The organism is Pseudomonas sp. 3A(2025) (assembly GCF_054589175.1).
Map to the genome: position 1 here is coordinate 1 of NZ_BAAILM010000011.1, position 16,998 is coordinate 16,998.

At 60.6% G+C, this 16,998-nt stretch carries 12 protein-coding genes and 2 pseudogenes; 8 read left to right on the forward strand and 6 right to left on the reverse strand.

The window, feature by feature from the left end; genetic code table 11:
• Window positions 1-754 (reverse strand): RNA-guided endonuclease InsQ/TnpB family protein (locus ACYP2A_RS04370; protein ID WP_459743094.1); only part of this gene is annotated, 754 nt, incomplete at its 3' end.
• Between the two features lie 247 nt (window positions 755-1,001).
• On the opposite strand from ACYP2A_RS04370, the gene ACYP2A_RS04375 reads away from it, so the two are divergent.
• The 4 genes and pseudogenes from ACYP2A_RS04375 to ACYP2A_RS04390 form a co-directional block, all read left to right on the forward strand.
• On the forward strand, window positions 1,002-2,420 hold the full coding sequence (locus ACYP2A_RS04375; protein WP_459743096.1) for a mannose-1-phosphate guanylyltransferase/mannose-6-phosphate isomerase: 1,419 nt from the start codon (window positions 1,002-1,004) through the stop codon (window positions 2,418-2,420).
• Between the two features lie 106 nt (window positions 2,421-2,526).
• Entirely contained in the window at window positions 2,527-2,874 is a 348-nt protein-coding gene (locus tag ACYP2A_RS04380; protein WP_459743098.1) for a hypothetical protein, read from the forward strand.
• A 177-nt stretch (window positions 2,875-3,051) separates the two neighbouring features.
• Window positions 3,052-3,771: pseudogene (locus ACYP2A_RS04385) on the forward strand (PAS domain-containing protein); the annotation flags it as partial.
• A gap of 105 nt (window positions 3,772-3,876) precedes the next feature.
• Window positions 3,877-4,308 (forward strand): annotated as a pseudogene (locus ACYP2A_RS04390) (methyl-accepting chemotaxis protein); the annotation flags it as partial.
• Here ACYP2A_RS04390 and ACYP2A_RS04395 read toward each other — a convergent pair.
• The 5 genes from ACYP2A_RS04395 to ACYP2A_RS04415 form a co-directional block, all read right to left on the reverse strand.
• Window positions 4,274-5,272 carry an NAD(P)-dependent oxidoreductase gene (locus tag ACYP2A_RS04395; RefSeq protein ID WP_459743100.1) on the reverse strand — a complete coding sequence of 333 codons (999 nt, stop codon included), beginning with the start codon at window positions 5,270-5,272 and terminating at the stop codon, window positions 4,274-4,276. The pseudogene ACYP2A_RS04390 and the gene ACYP2A_RS04395 sit on opposite strands and share 35 nt — an antisense overlap.
• A gap of 16 nt (window positions 5,273-5,288) precedes the next feature.
• Entirely contained in the window at window positions 5,289-6,605 is a 1,317-nt protein-coding gene (locus ACYP2A_RS04400; protein WP_459743101.1) for an MFS transporter, read from the reverse strand.
• Between the two features lie 50 nt (window positions 6,606-6,655).
• Window positions 6,656-7,618: a sugar kinase gene (locus tag ACYP2A_RS04405; protein ID WP_459743103.1), complete on the reverse strand. Its 963-nt coding sequence runs from the start codon at window positions 7,616-7,618 to the stop codon at window positions 6,656-6,658.
• Window positions 7,611-8,408, reverse strand: a complete 798-nt coding sequence (locus tag ACYP2A_RS04410) for a sugar phosphate isomerase/epimerase family protein (protein ID WP_459743105.1) — start codon at window positions 8,406-8,408, stop codon at window positions 7,611-7,613. Before ACYP2A_RS04410 ends, ACYP2A_RS04405 begins: the two co-directional genes overlap by 8 nt.
• Before the next feature lie 78 nt (window positions 8,409-8,486).
• Entirely contained in the window at window positions 8,487-9,470 is a 984-nt protein-coding gene (locus ACYP2A_RS04415; RefSeq protein ID WP_459743132.1) for a LacI family DNA-binding transcriptional regulator, read from the reverse strand.
• Between the two features lie 227 nt (window positions 9,471-9,697).
• On the opposite strand from ACYP2A_RS04415, the gene ACYP2A_RS04420 reads away from it, so the two are divergent.
• The 4 genes from ACYP2A_RS04420 (at window position 9,698) to bcsB (ending at window position 16,996) form a co-directional block, all read left to right on the forward strand.
• Window positions 9,698-10,987 carry a TerD family protein gene (locus ACYP2A_RS04420; protein ID WP_459743107.1) on the forward strand — a complete coding sequence of 430 codons (1,290 nt, stop codon included), beginning with the start codon at window positions 9,698-9,700 and terminating at the stop codon, window positions 10,985-10,987.
• A gap of 311 nt (window positions 10,988-11,298) precedes the next feature.
• A complete protein-coding gene (gene bcsQ, locus ACYP2A_RS04425) occupies window positions 11,299-12,486 on the forward strand; it encodes a cellulose biosynthesis protein BcsQ (RefSeq protein WP_459743108.1) in 1,188 nt (395 codons plus the stop codon).
• Window positions 12,483-14,702, forward strand: coding sequence for a UDP-forming cellulose synthase catalytic subunit (gene bcsA / locus ACYP2A_RS04430; RefSeq protein ID WP_459743110.1), 2,220 nt, complete (start codon window positions 12,483-12,485; stop codon window positions 14,700-14,702). Before bcsQ ends, bcsA begins: the two co-directional genes overlap by 4 nt.
• The gene (bcsB, locus tag ACYP2A_RS04435; protein WP_459743112.1) at window positions 14,699-16,996 is read left to right on the forward strand and encodes a cellulose biosynthesis cyclic di-GMP-binding regulatory protein BcsB; all 2,298 of its coding nucleotides are present in this window, start codon (window positions 14,699-14,701) and stop codon (window positions 16,994-16,996) included. Before bcsA ends, bcsB begins: the two co-directional genes overlap by 4 nt.
• Window positions 16,997-16,998 lie beyond the last annotated feature (2 nt).

Sequence of the window (16,998 nt, forward strand, 5' to 3'; positions counted from 1 at the left end):
CCTGATGAAGGTTGTCCTGGCGGGCATCTGAAATTTTTGCGTGCAGCCTGGCCACCTTGCGTTTCGCTTTCAGGCGATTGGCTGAGCCGAGCTTCTTTTTGGCCAGTCGGCGCTGTAGCAGCGCCAGCCTGGCGGCGTATTTGGCCGTGTGCTTTGGATTGGGCTCTTTCTGCCCGTCGCATCGCGTAAACAGATCCGTGATCCCCAGATCAAGGCCGATCATGTTTGGCGAAACCGTGAGTTTTTCAGGCTCAAAGTCACACAGCAGGGACACGAAATAACGACCGGACCTGTCTTTTGAAACCGTGACGGTGGAAGGCTCACTCGGAACGCTTCGACTCCAGCGAATATCAAGGGGCACCTTGCTTTTCGCAATGAAAAGCTTGCCGTCGACATACTTGAAGGCGCTGCGTGTGAACTCAGCGGACTGACGATGGTGTTTCTTTTTGAATGAAGGGTATCCGGAGCGCTTTTCGAAGAAATTGATGAAAGCCTTTTGCTGGTGGCGAAGCACCTGCTGCAGAGGAACGCAGGAGACCTCGTTGAGCCATGCCTTCTCTGGATCTTTCTTCAATTGGGTCAATGCCGCATTAGCGCCAGTAAAGCCAATGTTCGTCTTGTCTTCGGCGTAAGTTTTGGAGCGAAAATCCAGGATGTAATTGTAGACGTAGCGTACACAGCCAAAGGTTTTCTCCAGTAGCAGTTTCTGCTCTGAAGTGGGGTAAAACCTGAATTTATAGGCGCGCTTGCTCATCGATGGATAGTGCCATCAAGCTGTATTTATGTACAGCCTATGCGGCTACGCCGCTCTCCTTTCCTCCCCCACCTGAAGGAAGGGGGTTCTCGGAGCGATCTGGATGAATATGTACTGACATCATCATGGCAGGGAAATATCCGCGTTTTTACGGGTCTACTCGCGCGCTGGCTTTATTGCATCTCAATTACAGCCCCCGGATAATGCTGCCCTCATGACGCCCTCGTGGCTAAGGAATGGAGTTTCTATGTTCACCCCCGTAATTCTGGCTGGCGGTAATGGTTCTCGTCTGTGGCCGTTGTCGCGGCAGAGTTTCCCCAAGCAGTTTCTGGCCCTGGACGGCCAGGATCAGGGGACAATGTTCCAGCGCACGCTGGCGCGTCTGCAAGGCCTGGAGCATTCACCGGCCGTGGTGGTGAGCAACGAAAACCATCGCTTTATCGTCGCCGAGCAATTGCGTGTAGCGAAGATCGGTAGCCGGCGCATCATTCTGGAGCCGCTGGCGCGCAACACCGCCCCGGCCATTGCCCTGGCTGCACTGGAAGCGACCGCCGATGGTACGGATCCGGTGCTGCTGGTGCTGGCTGCCGATCACCATATCCCTAACGAAGACGCTTTCCGTCAGGCCGTACAAGTGGCCCAGGCGCATGCCGAAGCCGGTCGCCTGGTGACCTTCGGTATCACACCGACTCACCCTGAAACCGGCTTTGGCTACATTCAGTGCGGCCAGGCGGTTGATCAGGGCGGTTTCGCCATTGCCGCGTTCAAGGAAAAGCCGTCGCCGGAGCTGGCCGCCGAGTACCTGTCCAGTGGTGCATACCTGTGGAACAGCGGCATGTTCATGTTCCGCGCGTCGGTGTTTCTGGCCGAACTCGAGCGTCATCGCCCGGACATTCTCAGTGCTTGCCGTGTGGCGCTGCAACACGCGCAGATCGACAGCTATTTCTCGCATATCCCGGCCGAGCAGTTCGCGCTGTGCGCCGACGAGTCGGTGGACTATGCGGTCATGGAGCATACCGAAGCCGGTCTGGTCGTACCGCTGAATGCCGGCTGGAACGATCTGGGCAGCTGGTCGGCAATCTGGGACGTAGGCCCGCACGATGCCAATGCCAACCGCCTGGAAGGCGACGTGCTGGCGATCGACACCAACAACTGCCTGGTGCAGTCGCACCACCGTCTGGTGGCCACCGTGGGCGTCGAGGACCTGATCGTCATCGAAACCAAAGACGCCGTGCTGGTGGCCAACAAGAACGACAGTCAGCAGGTCAAGGACGTGGTCAAGCGTCTGCAGGCCGAAGAGCGTCCGGAGTTTGTCACTCACCCGCTGGTCAACCGTCCCTGGGGCCATTACGACACCATCGACATGGGCGACCGCTATCAGGTCAAGCGCATCAGTGTCTTGCCGGGCGAATGCCTGTCGCTGCAAATGCACTACCACCGCGCCGAGCACTGGATCGTGGTGTCCGGTACCGCCAAGGTTATCTGTGGCGAGCAGGAGCTGATCCTGTCCGAGAACCAGTCGACCTATATTCCGCTGGGCGTCAAACACTCGCTGGCCAACCCTGGCAAAGTGCCGCTGGAACTGATTGAAGTGCAGTCCGGTGCGTACCTGGGTGAAGACGATATCGTGCGTTTTGAAGACCGCTACGGGCGTTTGCCGAAGTAACGGTATTGCACAGGCCGGATAATTTTTTTATTCGGCCTGTGACGCGTCAATAGTGCGCTATCATTGTGGCGATTCAATATCACCCCTCCTCGATATCGAGAATCCCATGAAGAAAGCCCTTGTTGCTGTTGGCGTGTCGCTGTCGTTGATGCAAGCCGTGCCGGCGGTTGCGGCAACGATCAAGATCGAAAATAAATCGTCGTGGGAAATTCACGAGATCTATTTCGCGCCGACGAGTCAGGAAGACTGGGGCGATGACCATTTGGGCAAGCAGGTGCTCAAGCCTGGCATGACCCTGAGCCTGACCGGGGTAAACCCTGGCAAGTGGGATGTGCGTCTGGTGGATGAAGATGCCGACGAATGCATCGTCGAAGGCCAGAAGATCAGCGCATCGGAAAAATTCGTGATTGAAGACGAAGACCTGCTCAGTTGCCAGGCCGATACCGATCAGTAGGTCTCAAAACTGCCAAAAAGCCTCGACTCGTCGAGGCTTTTTTTATTGCAGCGCGTGAATGTTTGAAACCCCGTCTACGCTTGCCGATAGCAGGGAGCCCTTTCATTTACCATCGGTGTCGCTATGTTCAACACTCGCTTGAAAACGGAGTTACAGGCGCTGCAGTCCGAGTTGTCCATGTATCGGCAACTGCAAAAAGGCATTGATGCCTGCCTGGTGACCATTACCCTCAATGCCCAATACCAGATCGTCGAAGTCAACGAGCGGTTTTTGCGCATGCTGGGTTATCGCGCCGATCAGGTACTGGGCAAGCCCATGGATCAATTGGTGCCCACGTACGTCAAGCAACTCGATTGTTATCGTAATTTGCGAGCGGCCGTGCAAAAGGGCGAGGCGGTTACGGACACGTATCGTTTCCTGCGTGCCGATGGCAGCCTGGCGTGGATCAGCGCGCTGTGGCAGCCAATCATCGATGAGCGCGGTGAATTGCAGAGCATTCACTGCCATGGTTCGGACATCACCAGAACGATCGACACCGCCGCAGAAAACGCAGCGTTCATTCAGGCACTGCTGCGCTCTACCGCAGTGATCGAGTTTGATCTGGGCGGCCATGTGCTGACCGCCAATGACCAGTTTCTGCGCGGCATGGGTTATACGCTGGCGCAGATCAAGGGCAAGCACCACAGCCTGTTCTGTGAGCCTGGCGAGGTGTCGTCTACGGGCTACAAGGATTTCTGGGCCACCCTGAACCGCGGCGAGTTCGTCGCCAATCGCTTCAAGCGGGTCGACAGCCATGGCCGGCCGGTCTGGCTGGAAGCGACCTACAACCCGGTGCATGACGCCCAGGGCAAGCTCTACAAGGTGGTCAAGTTCGCCACGGTGATCACCGATCAGGTGGCCCGCGAAGAAGACGTCAGCCAGGCAGCCAGCATTGCCTTCGAAATTTCCCAGCAGACCGACGTCAGCGCCCGGCGCGGCGCAGAGGTGGTCCAGAACACCGTGCAGACCATGCGGCGTATTTCCGAAGAAATGCAGTCGGCGTCAACGGGCATTGAAGCGCTGGGCAAGCAGTCATTGCTGATCAGTTCGATCGTGCAGACCATCGGTGGTATCGCGCAGCAAACCAATCTGTTGGCGCTTAACGCCGCCATCGAAGCCGCCCGCGCCGGCGAGCAGGGGCGCGGCTTTGCGGTGGTGGCCGATGAAGTGCGACAACTGGCCGGCCGCACCAGCGCGGCAACCGAAGAGATCGTCACCGTGGTGCAGCAGAACCAGAACCTGACCGACGAAGCCGTACGCGGCATGGCCAACAGCCGCGGCCAGGCCGAACAGGGACTGGCACTGGCCAATGAGGCCGGCTCGGTGATCGTCGAAATCCAGGAAGGCGCCAAACAAGTGGTCAGTGCCGTGGGCCGCTTCGCGAACCAGCTATAGCCGCCGGATTGACCAGATTTTCGGGCGTTGCACCTTCCAGCACACGAATGAGGTTATCGACCGCGCACGCGGCCATGGCCTCACGGGTTTCGTGGGTCGCCGAACCCATGTGCGGCGTCGCCACGACGTTATTCATTTGCAGCAGCGGTGAGTCAGGGCTGACCGGCTCGCGCTCGAACACATCCAGCCCGGCACCGCGTATCTGCCCGCGTTGCAAGGCTTCGACCAGTGCCTGCTCGACCACCACCTTGCCGCGCGCGATGTTGATCAGAATGCTCTCGGGGCGCATCAGGGCCAATTGTTCCTGGCCGATCAACCCTTCGGTTTCAGCGGTCAACGGCACGGTCAGGCAGACAAAGTCCGATTCTTTCAACAAGTCCTCGAGGCTGCGATAACCGGCGTTGAAGCGGGCTTCAACGGCCGGCTTGGGCGAACGGCAGTGGTACAGCACCGGCATGTTGAAGCCGAAGTGCCCGCGCTGGGCCAGCGCCTCGCCGATCCGGCCCATGCCGACGATGCCCAGCGTCTTGCCATGCACATCGCTGCCAAAGTGTTCCGGGCCGATGTTTTTCGTCCACTCACCGGTGCGCACCCGATTGGCCAGCTCAACCACACGTCTTGAGGTGGCCATGATCAGGGCAAAGCCGGTGTCGGCGGTGGTTTCGGTCAACACGTCCGGGGTATTGCACAGTGCAATGCCGCGCCGGTTCAGGTAGTCGATGTCGTAATTGTCGACGCCCACCGACACCGTCGAGATCGCTTGCAGATGCGGCGCCAGGTCGAGCAGCGCGGCGTCCAGCGTGAGGCTGGCGCCCAGTAGTCCGTGTGCCTGGGGCAGGGCGGTGCGCAACCGGGCAAGCCCGTCGCGCTTGGGGTCTTCGATCAGCGTGACCTCGGCATGGGTCTGCAAGCGCGCCATCAAAGGCGCCGACAGGGTCTTGTACAGAACAACGTGCTTTTTCATCGAGAAGGGTTCCAGGTCAGGAATGCGCTGAAGCGCGTTGGCTGGCGTGCTGATCGGCAACCGGCTGCGGTTTGTTGTCGGGCCGCAGCATCAGCGTCAGCAACACAGCCACCAGTAATGAACCGCTCATGAACAGGTATGACGCGCTCAGCGTACCGGTGACGCCGTTGAGGTAGCCCACCAGATAGGAGCCTGCGAACGAACCCAGCGCGCCGAGGCTGTTGATCAGGGCCATGGCACCGCCGGCGACGTTGGACGGCAGGATCTCCGGAACAATGGCGAAAAACGGACCGTAAGGCGCGTACATGCAGGCACCGGCAACCACCAGCAGGCCATAGGACCACCAGAAATGCTCGGTGCCCAGGGCATACGAGCCGTAGAAGGCAAGGGCGGCCAGCAGCAGCGGCGGCCAGACAAACAGTTTGCGCTTTTGCAGTTTGTCCGAGGCCCACGACACCACGACCATGCCGATGACCGCCGCCAGATACGGCAGTGACGACAGCCAGCCGGCTTCGACCATGTCCATCTGCATGCCTTTTTTCAGGATGGTCGGCAGCCACAGCACAAAGCCATAGACGCCGATGCTCCAGCAGAAATACTGCGCGGCCAGCAGCAAGACTTTGGGCGAGCGAAAGGCTTCGGCGTAGTTTTTCACCGGTTTGATACCGACTTGCTCGGCATCCAGTTTTGCTTGCAGCTCGGTTTTTTCCGCCTCGCTCAGCCACTTGGCCTGCGCCGGGCGCTCATCCACCAGACGCCACCAGATAAACGCCCAGATCACCGCCGGCAGGCCCTCGATGATGAACATCCAGCGCCAACTGAAATGCGCGACCAGATAACCCGAGACCACGGACATCCAGAGCATGGTCACCGGGTTGCCGAGGATCAGCACGGTGTTGGCCCGCGAGCGCTCGGCACGGGTGAACCAATAGCACAGGTACACCAGCATGGCCGGCATCACGGCGGCTTCGACCACACCCAGCAAAAAGCGGATGCCGATCAGCATGTAGGCGTTGGAAACCACGCCGGTCAGCGTCGCCAGGCTGCCCCACAGGATCAGGCTGACGAAAATCAGCTTTTTCACGCTGCGCTTCTGCGCGTAGATGGCGCCCGGCACCTGGAAGAAGAAGTAGCCAAGAAAGAACAGCGCGCCCAGCAACGACGACATGCCGGGCGTGATGTTGAGGTCCTCGGCCATGCCGGCTGCGGCCGCGAAGCCGTAATTAGCGCGGTCCAGGTAGGCCAGGCTGTAGGTGATGAAGACGATGGGCATGATCAACAACCAGCGACGTTTCAGACCGTTGGTTTTAATACTGTCGAGTAACTTTTCCATGGCGATTTCCTGAGCTTATTGTTGTTGTCGCAGCAGGTACGGGTTGCCGGTCAGGCCGGCTCCACTGTTTTTTGGGTGGGCAATGCGGCTTCCAGAGCGGCTCGTCGTGGCAACCCCTCCATGTCGCCGCGGCTTTGTACGGCCTGGCTACCGATCCAGTTGCCCCGGGCCAGCGCCTGGGCAAAACCGTGGTGTTCGAGCAGGGCGCTGATCACGCCAACGGCAAACCCGTCGCCGGCACCGACGGTGTCGACCACCTGGCTGACAGGCACGCCGGCGACAAAACCCTGATCGGTCCGGGTGCGGTAGTAAGCGCCGTCGGCGCCGAGTTTGATCACCACAGCCTCCACGCCCAGGTCCAGGTAGAACGCCGCGATATCGGCCGGGGTTTCCTGGCCTGTCAGCAGCCGGCCCTCGGCCAGCCCCGGCAACACCCAGTGCGCCAGGCGGGCGAGGGCGTTGACCTCGCTGATCATCCGCGCCTGGCTCGGCCAGAGTGACGGGCGCAGGTTGGGATCGAACGACACGCTGCGTCCGGCGCTGCGCATGCGCGTCATCAGTTGGTGCGACAGCTCGCGGCAGCTGTCCGACAGCGCCGCCGGAATACCGGTAGCGTGCAAGTGCCGGGCGGTCAGCAGGCGCGGGGCAATATCGTCGATGCACAGGTGGCTGGCTGCCGAGCCCTTGCGAAAGTATTCAACGACCGGATCGGCGCCTTCCAGCTCACAGGACTTGAGCTGAAAACCGGTGGCAAAGCGCGGGTCGACGCTGACGTGCTCGCAACTCACGCCTTCGCGTTGCAGGCTGTCGACCACAAAGCGCCCCAGTGAATCGTTGCCGACCCGGCTCAGCCAGGCGACGTTGAAGCCCAGGCGCGCCAGACCGATAGCGACATTGCTGTCGGCACCGGCAATGCGCTTTTCAAAATGCCCGACCTGAGCCAGATCACCGGGCTGTTCGGCGACGAACATGGCCATGGTTTCGCCGAAGGAAAGGATGTCGATCTCAGGCATGGTGGGCGACCTCTGGCTGTTGAACCGTTGTGTCCGCCGAGAGACGCGCCAGCAGATTCACCTGCCGCGCGGTGACGTCCTGCAGGTCGTCGCCCTGCAACGGGTATTCGATGGCGCGCGGCACAGCGACGGGCATGTGCACGAGCACGGCGCGCCATTCGGGCAGGTCAGCTTCGGCCGGCGGGATGGCCACTAACTTGCCTTTGCCATCGCAAGTAACCGCCTTGAAATGCACGTACTGCACATAGCGCCCCAATTGCTCGGCGGCACTGAGCACGTTTTGCGACTGCCACTGCCAGTTGCCGACATCGAAGGTCATGGCGACGTTGAGCTTGAGGGCTCGCGCCTGCGGCAGAAAATCGCAGAACGGCGCGATGATGCCGCCGTGCGCCGTCTGGTCGTTCTCGACCAGCAACTGCACCTCGTAACGCGCCAGGCATTGCGCAAGCGCTTGCAGATCACTGCGCGGGCCGAAGTGCCCCAGCGACACTTTCAGCCAGCGAGCGCCGCAGGTGCGTGCGCGTTCTAGCGTGACGGCAAGGTCAGGGTTGGGCTGCGGCTGATCGGCCAACCACAGTTCCAGCGGCGATGAATACAGGCATTCCAGCCCATGGGCGTTTATGGCCATGGCCAGCGCCGGGAAGTCTTCGTGGGTGAACAGCTCTTCACGCAACTCGATGCGCGACACGCCGCAATCGACGAGTAAGGGGATGAACGCCGCCTGTCCGCGTTGGCGCACAAGGTCGGCGCCGAAGCTGGAAAGACTGATGGATACAGGGTTCAAGCTCATTATTATTGTCCTCTGAAACCGGTTTCAGTTTTAGCCGTAAAAATGCTGGGCGTGTGCCGCCAGCGGTTATCAATCAGCTCAGGGTCGCTGTCGCGTGGAGCCGCGTACGATCAAGCGGGCCGGAAAGTCGAGCCTACGGGCAGGCGCCCGGTCGCCGCGCAGCCGGTCCAGCAGGCAACCGAAGGCGGTGACGCCGATCTCGTGGGTCGGTTGTGCCAGGGAGGTAATGCCGCTACCCACCAAGGGGTACCAGTCCAGTTCGTCCAGCGCGATCAGGCCGATGTCCTCGAACAGCGCATAACCCAACTCGCGCAGCAGGCGCGTGCCGGTCAGCGTAGCGACGCCGTTGGCGGTAAACAGGGCTTTGGGGCCGGGTCCTGGGGCCGCCAGAAAGGCTTGCAGGTTGGCCGACAGGTACTCGTCGGTCTGCAGCACCTGGCCGCGCAGGTCGGGGCGTTGACTGATCACGGTTTTAAAGGCGTTCACGCGCTGGGTGCGCGAGCTGGTGCCGTCCTGTTGCTCGCTGAGCAATGCGATGTCGCGATAGCCGCAGCTTTGCAGATGATCGATGGCTTGCTGCACGGCGGCAAAGTTATCCAGCCCGACCAGGTCGCTATCCAGTTGGTCGACGCTGCGATCGATCAGCACCATGGGCAACTCCTGGTGCAGGTCGCGCAGTTCGTCAAGGTGATGCCCGAGCGTGTTCACGATCAGGCCTTCGATGTTGTAAGAGCGCAACGCCGCCAGGTGCAGGCGCTCCTGCTCGTCGTCGCGGTCGGTGTTGCACACCACCAGGCTGTAGCCGTGACGCCGGCAGGCGGTTTCGACACCGTGCATGACGGCAATGGAATAGGGGTTACGAATGTCCGCCACCAGCATGCCGATCAGGCGTGTACGGCCTCGCTTGAGGCCGCGCGCCATCTGGTTGGGGCGGTAACCGAGGGTTTCGATGGCCTGCTCGATGCGCGAGGCAATCGCATCGGAGAGCAATGGGCGGTCCTCGCCGATAAAGCGCGAGACACTGGCCTTGGAGACGCCGGCCAGCTCGGCCACGTCATTCATCGTCACGCGCGCACGCTGTGACGCAGGGAAAGGACTCAAATCGAACACCCATTTGTAGTTTTTGGTGGGTTCTGAAAACGGTTTCAGGAAAACACCGATGCATCGTTCGCGTCAAGACACGGCTGGATAAACGGCGGCATCGGGGCATTGTGCAGGCGGCTTGCGAACAACCGTCACCCGGCACTGTCTGCATACCGAATCTCTCATCCATGAACAGGAAGTTGCCCGTGAGCCAGAGCCTGAAACCCGGCGAGAACACCACCCTCGATCAGTCCCAAGGCCAGGTCATCGTGACCCACAGCGCCGATGCGCGGCTGGACGTTAACCTGACCGCCTTTCTGGTCACCGACAGCGGCAAGGTGATCGACGACAGCGGCATGGTGTTCTTCAATGCGCCAGTGCATGTCTCGGGCGCGGCCACGTTCTCGCCGCCGGTAACGGAGGGCAATACGGTCAGCCACCGCATTCAATTCGATCTTTCGCGGTTGCCGGCGGGTATTTCAAAGATCGCCATCACCCTGACCCAGGACGGTGGTAGCGCAGGCTTTGCCGAGGTGCAGGCGTTGCAGGCGCAGGTGGTCGCGGGCAGCCAGGTGCTGGAACTGGCACCGGGCGCTTTCAGCGCAGAGACCGGCATCATCGTGCTGGAGCTGTATGTGCGTAATGCGCAGGTCAAGGCGCGTTCGGTGTGGCAAGGCTTTGCCAGCGGCCTGGCAGGGTTGTGCGGGTTGTACGGCATCGAGGTCGATGAGCCGGCGGCTGAAGCAGCGCCGGCTCCAGCACCGCCGGCTCCGGTGAACATCACCAAATCGGTGATCACCCTCGATAAACCCGGCGCCAGACATAAAGTCACGCTGGACAAGAGCCCGAGCGCACCCAAGGTCATTCGCGTCAGCGCGACCTGGGTCGATAACGGTGATGGTCGCGACAACGACGACCTGGACCTGCGCATCGGCATCCTGCGGCCCAATGGCCAGATGTCGATTATCCAGGCCCCGGAGAAACGCGGCGCCTTCGACCTCGATCCGTTTGTATTCCATACCGGCGACGTGGTCAGCGCCAGCGCGCTGGAACCGGCGCGGGAAACCGTCGAAATCAACCCGCACATCTCCCGGCAAATGGGCGGCAAGGTCGCGCTGGTGTGCAGTGTGTATTCCGCGCTGGAAAACGGTGATGTGTCGGTGGCCTCTCTCAAGCCAAAAATGCGCATGGAATACGGCGACCAGGTGGTCGAGTGCGCCTTTGATTTTCCCGAAGCCAAGAAGGGCTGGTTCGGCCGCACCGTCAGCAGCGGGATTTACACCTACGTGATTGGCCTGATCGAGATCGACCAGGAACACATCGTCCTCAGCCCGTCCGGGGTCACGTCCGAAAAAGGTAGCGAAGCCACGCCATGGTTGACCTGGAGCAACGACTCCGTGCTGCTGACCATGGACGGTCCGGAAGTGTTCAAGGGCGATGATTATGACGACGACGAGGAAGATGAATACGACGATCACGGCAGGCGCTATGTCTGACAGGGTGCATTTTTACTGATGCATGCCCGGGCGGCGTGGCTCTCGGGCATGGACGCCCGCACCTGAACAAGCAGCCAGACACCAACTTATAGCTAGATATCTAGCTATCTATAAAATCAAAAGCCCCAGTCAAACAACGGTTTTAAGTCGCCAATAATATGGCGATTCCGCTCAACCGGGCTTCCGTTCATCCAGAAGAAAACAGCGATCAGTATCAAATTATTGACACTGTCATACTGATATTACACATTAGCGCCTAATGCTTTCTTACAGGGCCTGCGACCCTCAGCCCCTTTTAAGAGGTCAACCCTATGCACCGTGCCGATGACATTGCCAAGCTGTTCCAGAACCTTGATGCAAGCACGGACGCTTACCTGGAAATGGACACCCATTTCGACTACGAAGAGCCGCCGCCGCCTTTGCGACCGGTTCCGGTTCTCGTGCAGCAGCCTCTGGACGTTGAGCCAGTCTCGGTCACGCAACACTCCATCGAGACACCTGAACCCGCCAGAACTTCGACGCCTGCCCCAACGCCTGAGACGCCCGCTGTGCGTCCAGACCTACTGCAAAAAACCGGACGTGGGTCTGCCCGCGCGATACCAGCCCCCTTGCGTTCGCTGTTGGCCGAAGTGGCCATGGCCCGTCAGTCCGAGGCCGAAGCACGTAACAATGAAGCCTTGCAGCAGTCGTTGCTCAGAACCACGCCGCCCGCTCTTCAACCCAGAGTCATTGCTGTGGTGTCGGCCAAGGGCGGGGTTGGCAAGAGCACGCTATGCGCTGCGCTGACCCGCACGGTGGCGTTGCCTGGCGGGCGCAGCATCGCCGTGGAGCTTGACCCTCAGGATTGCCTGCGTCATCACTTCGATGCCAGCCCCGATGTGGCAGGCCTGGCGTCAGGCAGCCTGCGTGGCGAAAGCTGGAATGACCTGCTGCTGGCAGGTTCCGGCAATACCCAGGTGCTGCCTTATGGCGCGCTGGCCGTCGGTGAACGCAGTACGCTGGAGAAATACCTCGACCATGACCCGCACTGGCTGGCCCGGCAGATCGAGCGCATGCAGCTTACGGCCCGGGATGTGCTGGTACTGGATGTGGCGTGCGGCCCCTCGCGCTACCTGGACCAGGCGCTGAGCGTGGCCAACCATGTGCTGGTAGTACTCGATACGGAAGCGGCCGGCTACCTGACGCTGGACGCCATGGAGCGCGCACTGGAGCCGCTGGCCGAACGTCGTCAGGCGCCTTCATGCACTTACGTGGTCAACCGCTTCGATGCTTCACGGGCGTTCAGTGTTGACATGTCTGAAGTGCTGCGCCGCCGCCTGGGCGAGCGCCTGACAGGCCAGGTGCGCTTCGATAAGAACATCGCCGAAGCACTGGCTTATGGAGCCGATCCGTTGCAAGCCCTGACGCCTACCGCAGGCGTGCAGGACTTGCTTGACCTTGGCCAGCGCCTCACGATCCGCCTCATGGCAGAGCAGGTTCAAGAGTCACATGGTTCATGAATGCTCCGTTACCCGAAGTGCCTCCATTGCCGACACCTCTGAAAGCGCGGGCTCAGCGTTTTCTTGACCGGATTGACGCCCTTTCGCCTGTTACGCGCAAGCGCTGGAAGATGGCTGGCTTGTTGATGGGCACGGCGCTGTTTGCCTTTATCGTCTCGGTGCCCTTCGAGCTGTTGACCCAGGCGGTCTTCGGGGTTCTGTGCTTTGCCTCTGCCGTTCTGCTCCGTCGATCCGCCAACCGCCTGGCAATCCTGGCGATGATCGTGCTGTCGGTGGTCATGTCACTGCGCTACATGTACTGGCGCATGACCTCCACACTGGGTTTCGAGAACGGTCTGGACATGCTGTTCGGCACCGGGCTGTTGCTGGCCGAACTGTATGCCCTGGTGGTGCTGTTGTGCGGTTACCTGCAGACCTGCTGGCCGCTGCGCCGCGATCCGGTGCTGATGCAGGGCGCGCCCGATACCTGGCCGGTGGTGGATGTATTCATCCCCACTTACAACGAATCGCTGTCGATCGTGAAGCTGACCATCTTTGCAGCCCAGGCTATCGACTGGCCGCGTGACAAGTTGCGGGTGCACGTGCTCGATGATGGCAAGCGTGAAGAGTTTCGCGAGTTCTGTGGGCAGGTCGGGGTCAACTACCTGACCCGCGACAACAATGACCATGCCAAGGCCGGCAACCTCAACGAAGCATTGAAGGTCACCAGCGGCGAGTACGTCACCATCTTCGACGCCGACCATGTGCCGACCCGTTCCTTTTTGCAGTTGTGCATGGGCTGGTTCATCAAGGACCCCAAGCTGTCGATGCTGCAGACGCCGCACTTTTTCTTTTCGCCCGACCCGTTCGAAAAGAACCTAGACACCTTTCGCAGCGTGCCCAACGAGGGCGAGTTGTTCTATGGCGTGGTGCAGGACGGCAACGACCTGTGGAACGCCGCGTTTTTCTGTGGTTCCTGCGCGGTCATCCGGCGCACGGCACTGGAAGAAATCGGCGGCGTGGCCACCGAGACCGTCACCGAAGACGCGCACACCGCGCTCAAGCTCAGCCGGGCCGGGTACAACACCGCTTACCTGGCCATTCCCCAGGCCGCAGGGCTGGCCACCGAAAGCCTGTCGCGGCACATCCGCCAGCGGGTGCGCTGGGCACGCGGCATGGCGCAGATCTTTCGCACCGACAACCCGCTGCTGGGCAAAGGCCTGACCCTGGGGCAGCGGTTCTGCTACCTCAATGCGATGCTGCACTTTTTCTATGGTTTGCCGCGTCTGGTGTTTCTGACCGCACCCCTGGCCTTTCTGTTTTTCGATGCGCGGATCTTCCAGGCTTCGGCGCTGATGATCACGGTGTATGTGCTGCCGCACATCCTGCACTCCAACATTACCAACTCGACCATGCAGGGGCGTTTTCGTCATTCGTTCTGGAACGAGGTCTACGAGACAGTGCTGGCCTGGTACATCATGGGGCCGGTGATCATGGCGCTGATCAACCCTAAATTCGGTGGATTCAACGTCACCGACAAGGGCGGCATCATCGATAAAAAGTTTTTCGAGTGGCGCCTGGCGCGTCCTTACATCGTGCTGCTGGGCCTGAACCTGACAGGTCTGGTGATCGGTATCGGAATGCTGATCGAGGGCAGTAACGAAGAGGGCGCGATGGTCACGGTGCTGATCAACCTGGCCTGGACCGTCTACAACATCATCATCACCGGCGCCGCCGTGGCCGTGGCCAGCGAAACCCGCCAGGTACGCCGCGAGCCGCGTGTTGCCGCCAGCCTGCCGATGCGCCTGGAACGCGCAGACGGCAGTGTGCTGGAGGCCGTGACCCTGGATTTCTCGCAGAAGGGCCTGGGTTTCCGGTTGCCCGAGGGGCAAAGCATCGAGCGTGGCGAAGAGCTGCAGGTCGTACTGTTTCGCAAGAATGCGCTCAGCCGGTTTCCGGCCACCGTGGTGTTCAGCCGTGGCTCGATGGCCGGTGTGCAGTTCGATCACCTGACTCTGCGTCAGCAAAGCGAGCTGGTGCGCCTGACCTTTTCACGCGCCGACACCTGGGCTGCAACCTGGGGTCGCGGAACAATCGACACCCCTCTCAATGCGATGCGTGAAGTGTGCGGGGTCAGCCTGCGCGGCGTCCGCGAACTGTACAACGCTACGCGTCAGGCCTGGCGTGCCCGACGTACACCTGCACCGGCTCCCGACTCTGCTATGGAAAAATCATGATCTGCAAATCGATGGAAAGCCGCCACGCGGGCCACGCCTCACGCTGCCTTGCAGCCTTTGTATCGTCGCTATTGTTGCTGAGTGGCAGTGCCTCCAGTATGGCCGCCCCGGCCGCGCCGCTGGTGGCACCGCCAGTCGCCGCACCGCTGCCTGCGAACGTGCCTGGCAGCGATGTCAGCGTCACCCTCAAGCAATTGGGGCGTAATTATCCGATGGTGCTGCGCGGTATCGATTCCAATGACACGGTCAACTTCAACGTGCGTGCAGATCAGGTTGTGACCGGCGCGCGCCTGACGCTGGAATACAGCTATTCACCGTCGCTGTTGGCGGACCTTTCGCAGATCAACGTACTGGTCAACGACGAAGTCGCTGCCAGCCTGCCGCTGCCCAAGGAAGGAGCCGGTCAGCCGCAGAGTAAAGTGGTCGATATCCCGGCGCAGATGATCACCGAATTCAATCGTCTGAGCCTGCAGTTCATTGGTCACTACACCATGAGCTGCGAAGACCCGCAGCATTCAAGCCTTTGGGCGCGGATCAACAACGACACGCGTCTGGATCTTCAGGTTTCGCCCTTCGTTCTGCCCAACGACCTGGCGATCCTGCCGCTGCCGTTTTTTGATCGTCGTGACGACCGTGACGTGACCTTGCCCGTCGTAATGGGCAGCGCGCCCGATAACACCACGCTTGAGGCGGCCGGTGCGCTATCGTCCTGGATCGGCGCGGCCAAGAGTCATTCGCGCATTGCAACGTTCCCGACGTATTACGATCAGCTGCCTGCCGATGGCAACGCACTGGTGCTGCTCAAGGGCACCGGTCCCCTGCAACTTGGCAGCTTGACGATGCCGGCAGCCAAGGGCCCGACCCTGACCATGGTGGCTCACCCTAACGACCCCAACAGCAAATTGCTGGTCGTTACCGGGCGTGACTCGGCCGAGCTCAAGCAGGCGGTCAACGCGCTGGTGCTCGGTAGCCAAAGCCTGGTCGGCAGCAGCGCGCTGATCGACAAGGTCGAGGTACTCAAGCCGCGCAAACCCTACGATGCGCCGAACTGGCTGCCCAGCGACCGGCCGGTCAAGCTGGGTGAGTTGATCGACACCGGCAAACTGAATGTGGCCGGTTACGCGCCGGGCGAAATCACCGTCCCGATCAACCTGCCGCCTGACCTGTTCAACTGGCGTGAAGACGGCGTGCCGCTGAAGCTCAAGTACGGCTACACGCCGCAACAGCGCTCCAATAACTCCTCGCTCATGGTCAATTTCAACGACCGCCTGATCAAGGCCGATTCGCTGCCATCAGTCGATAAGCTCGACCGCTCGATCGTTTCCAGGCTGACCGGCGACAACGACACGATCAGCCGTGAAATGAACATGCACCTGCCGCTCAACGCAGCGGCCCTGCAATCGCGCCTGCAACTGCGCTACATGTTCGACTACATCAAGCAGGGTGAATGCGGCGACATCATCATCGATAACATGCGCGGCAGCATCGACCCCGAATCGACCCTGGACCTGAGCGGTTACGATCATTTCATGGCCATGCCGAACCTGGGCGTGTTCAAGGATTCGGGCTTCCCGTTCACGCGCATGGCCGACCTGTCGCAGACCGCCGTGGTTCTGCCAGACAACGCCACGGCTGAAGACATCAGTGCTTACCTGAGCGTACTGGGCCGCTTCGGCGAGTCGACCGGCTACCCGGCGACGGGCGTATCGGTGATTCAGGCCGGGCAGATCGCCAGTGCTGCCGACAAAGATATTCTGGTCTTGTCGTCGGGCGCCAACCAGCCGTTGCTCAAGCAATGGGCCGATCGCCTGCCAGGCTTCGGTGAAGGCCAGCAACGAAGCTTTGAAGTGTCGGACCTGGCGTTTCGCCTGCGCGACTGGATGAGTCCGAGCGTTGATGCAAACCAGCGACGTGCACGGGTGGCCGTCGCGTTTTCCAGCAACATGCAAAGTACCTTTCTGACAGGTTTCGAATCACCCTTGCAGAAAGGTCGCAGTGTGGTATTAATGTCCAGTGGCCAGCCCTCTGGCCTGGCCGACGTGACTCGTGCGCTGGATACCAGCGATAAAGTGCAGGGCAGTCTGGTCGTGGTGCGTGGCAATTCGGTCGAAGCGCTTGTCGCCGAGCAGCAGTATTTTGTCGGTGACCTGAGCCCGATCAAGTACGCGCAATGGCTGATTTCACGCAATGTACTGTTGATGTTGCTAATCCTGGCGGTCTGCGTCGCGCTGATCAGTGGCCTGTCTTACCTGGCACTGCGCTCGCAGGCAAGGCGTCGTCTGGGAAACGGATAACC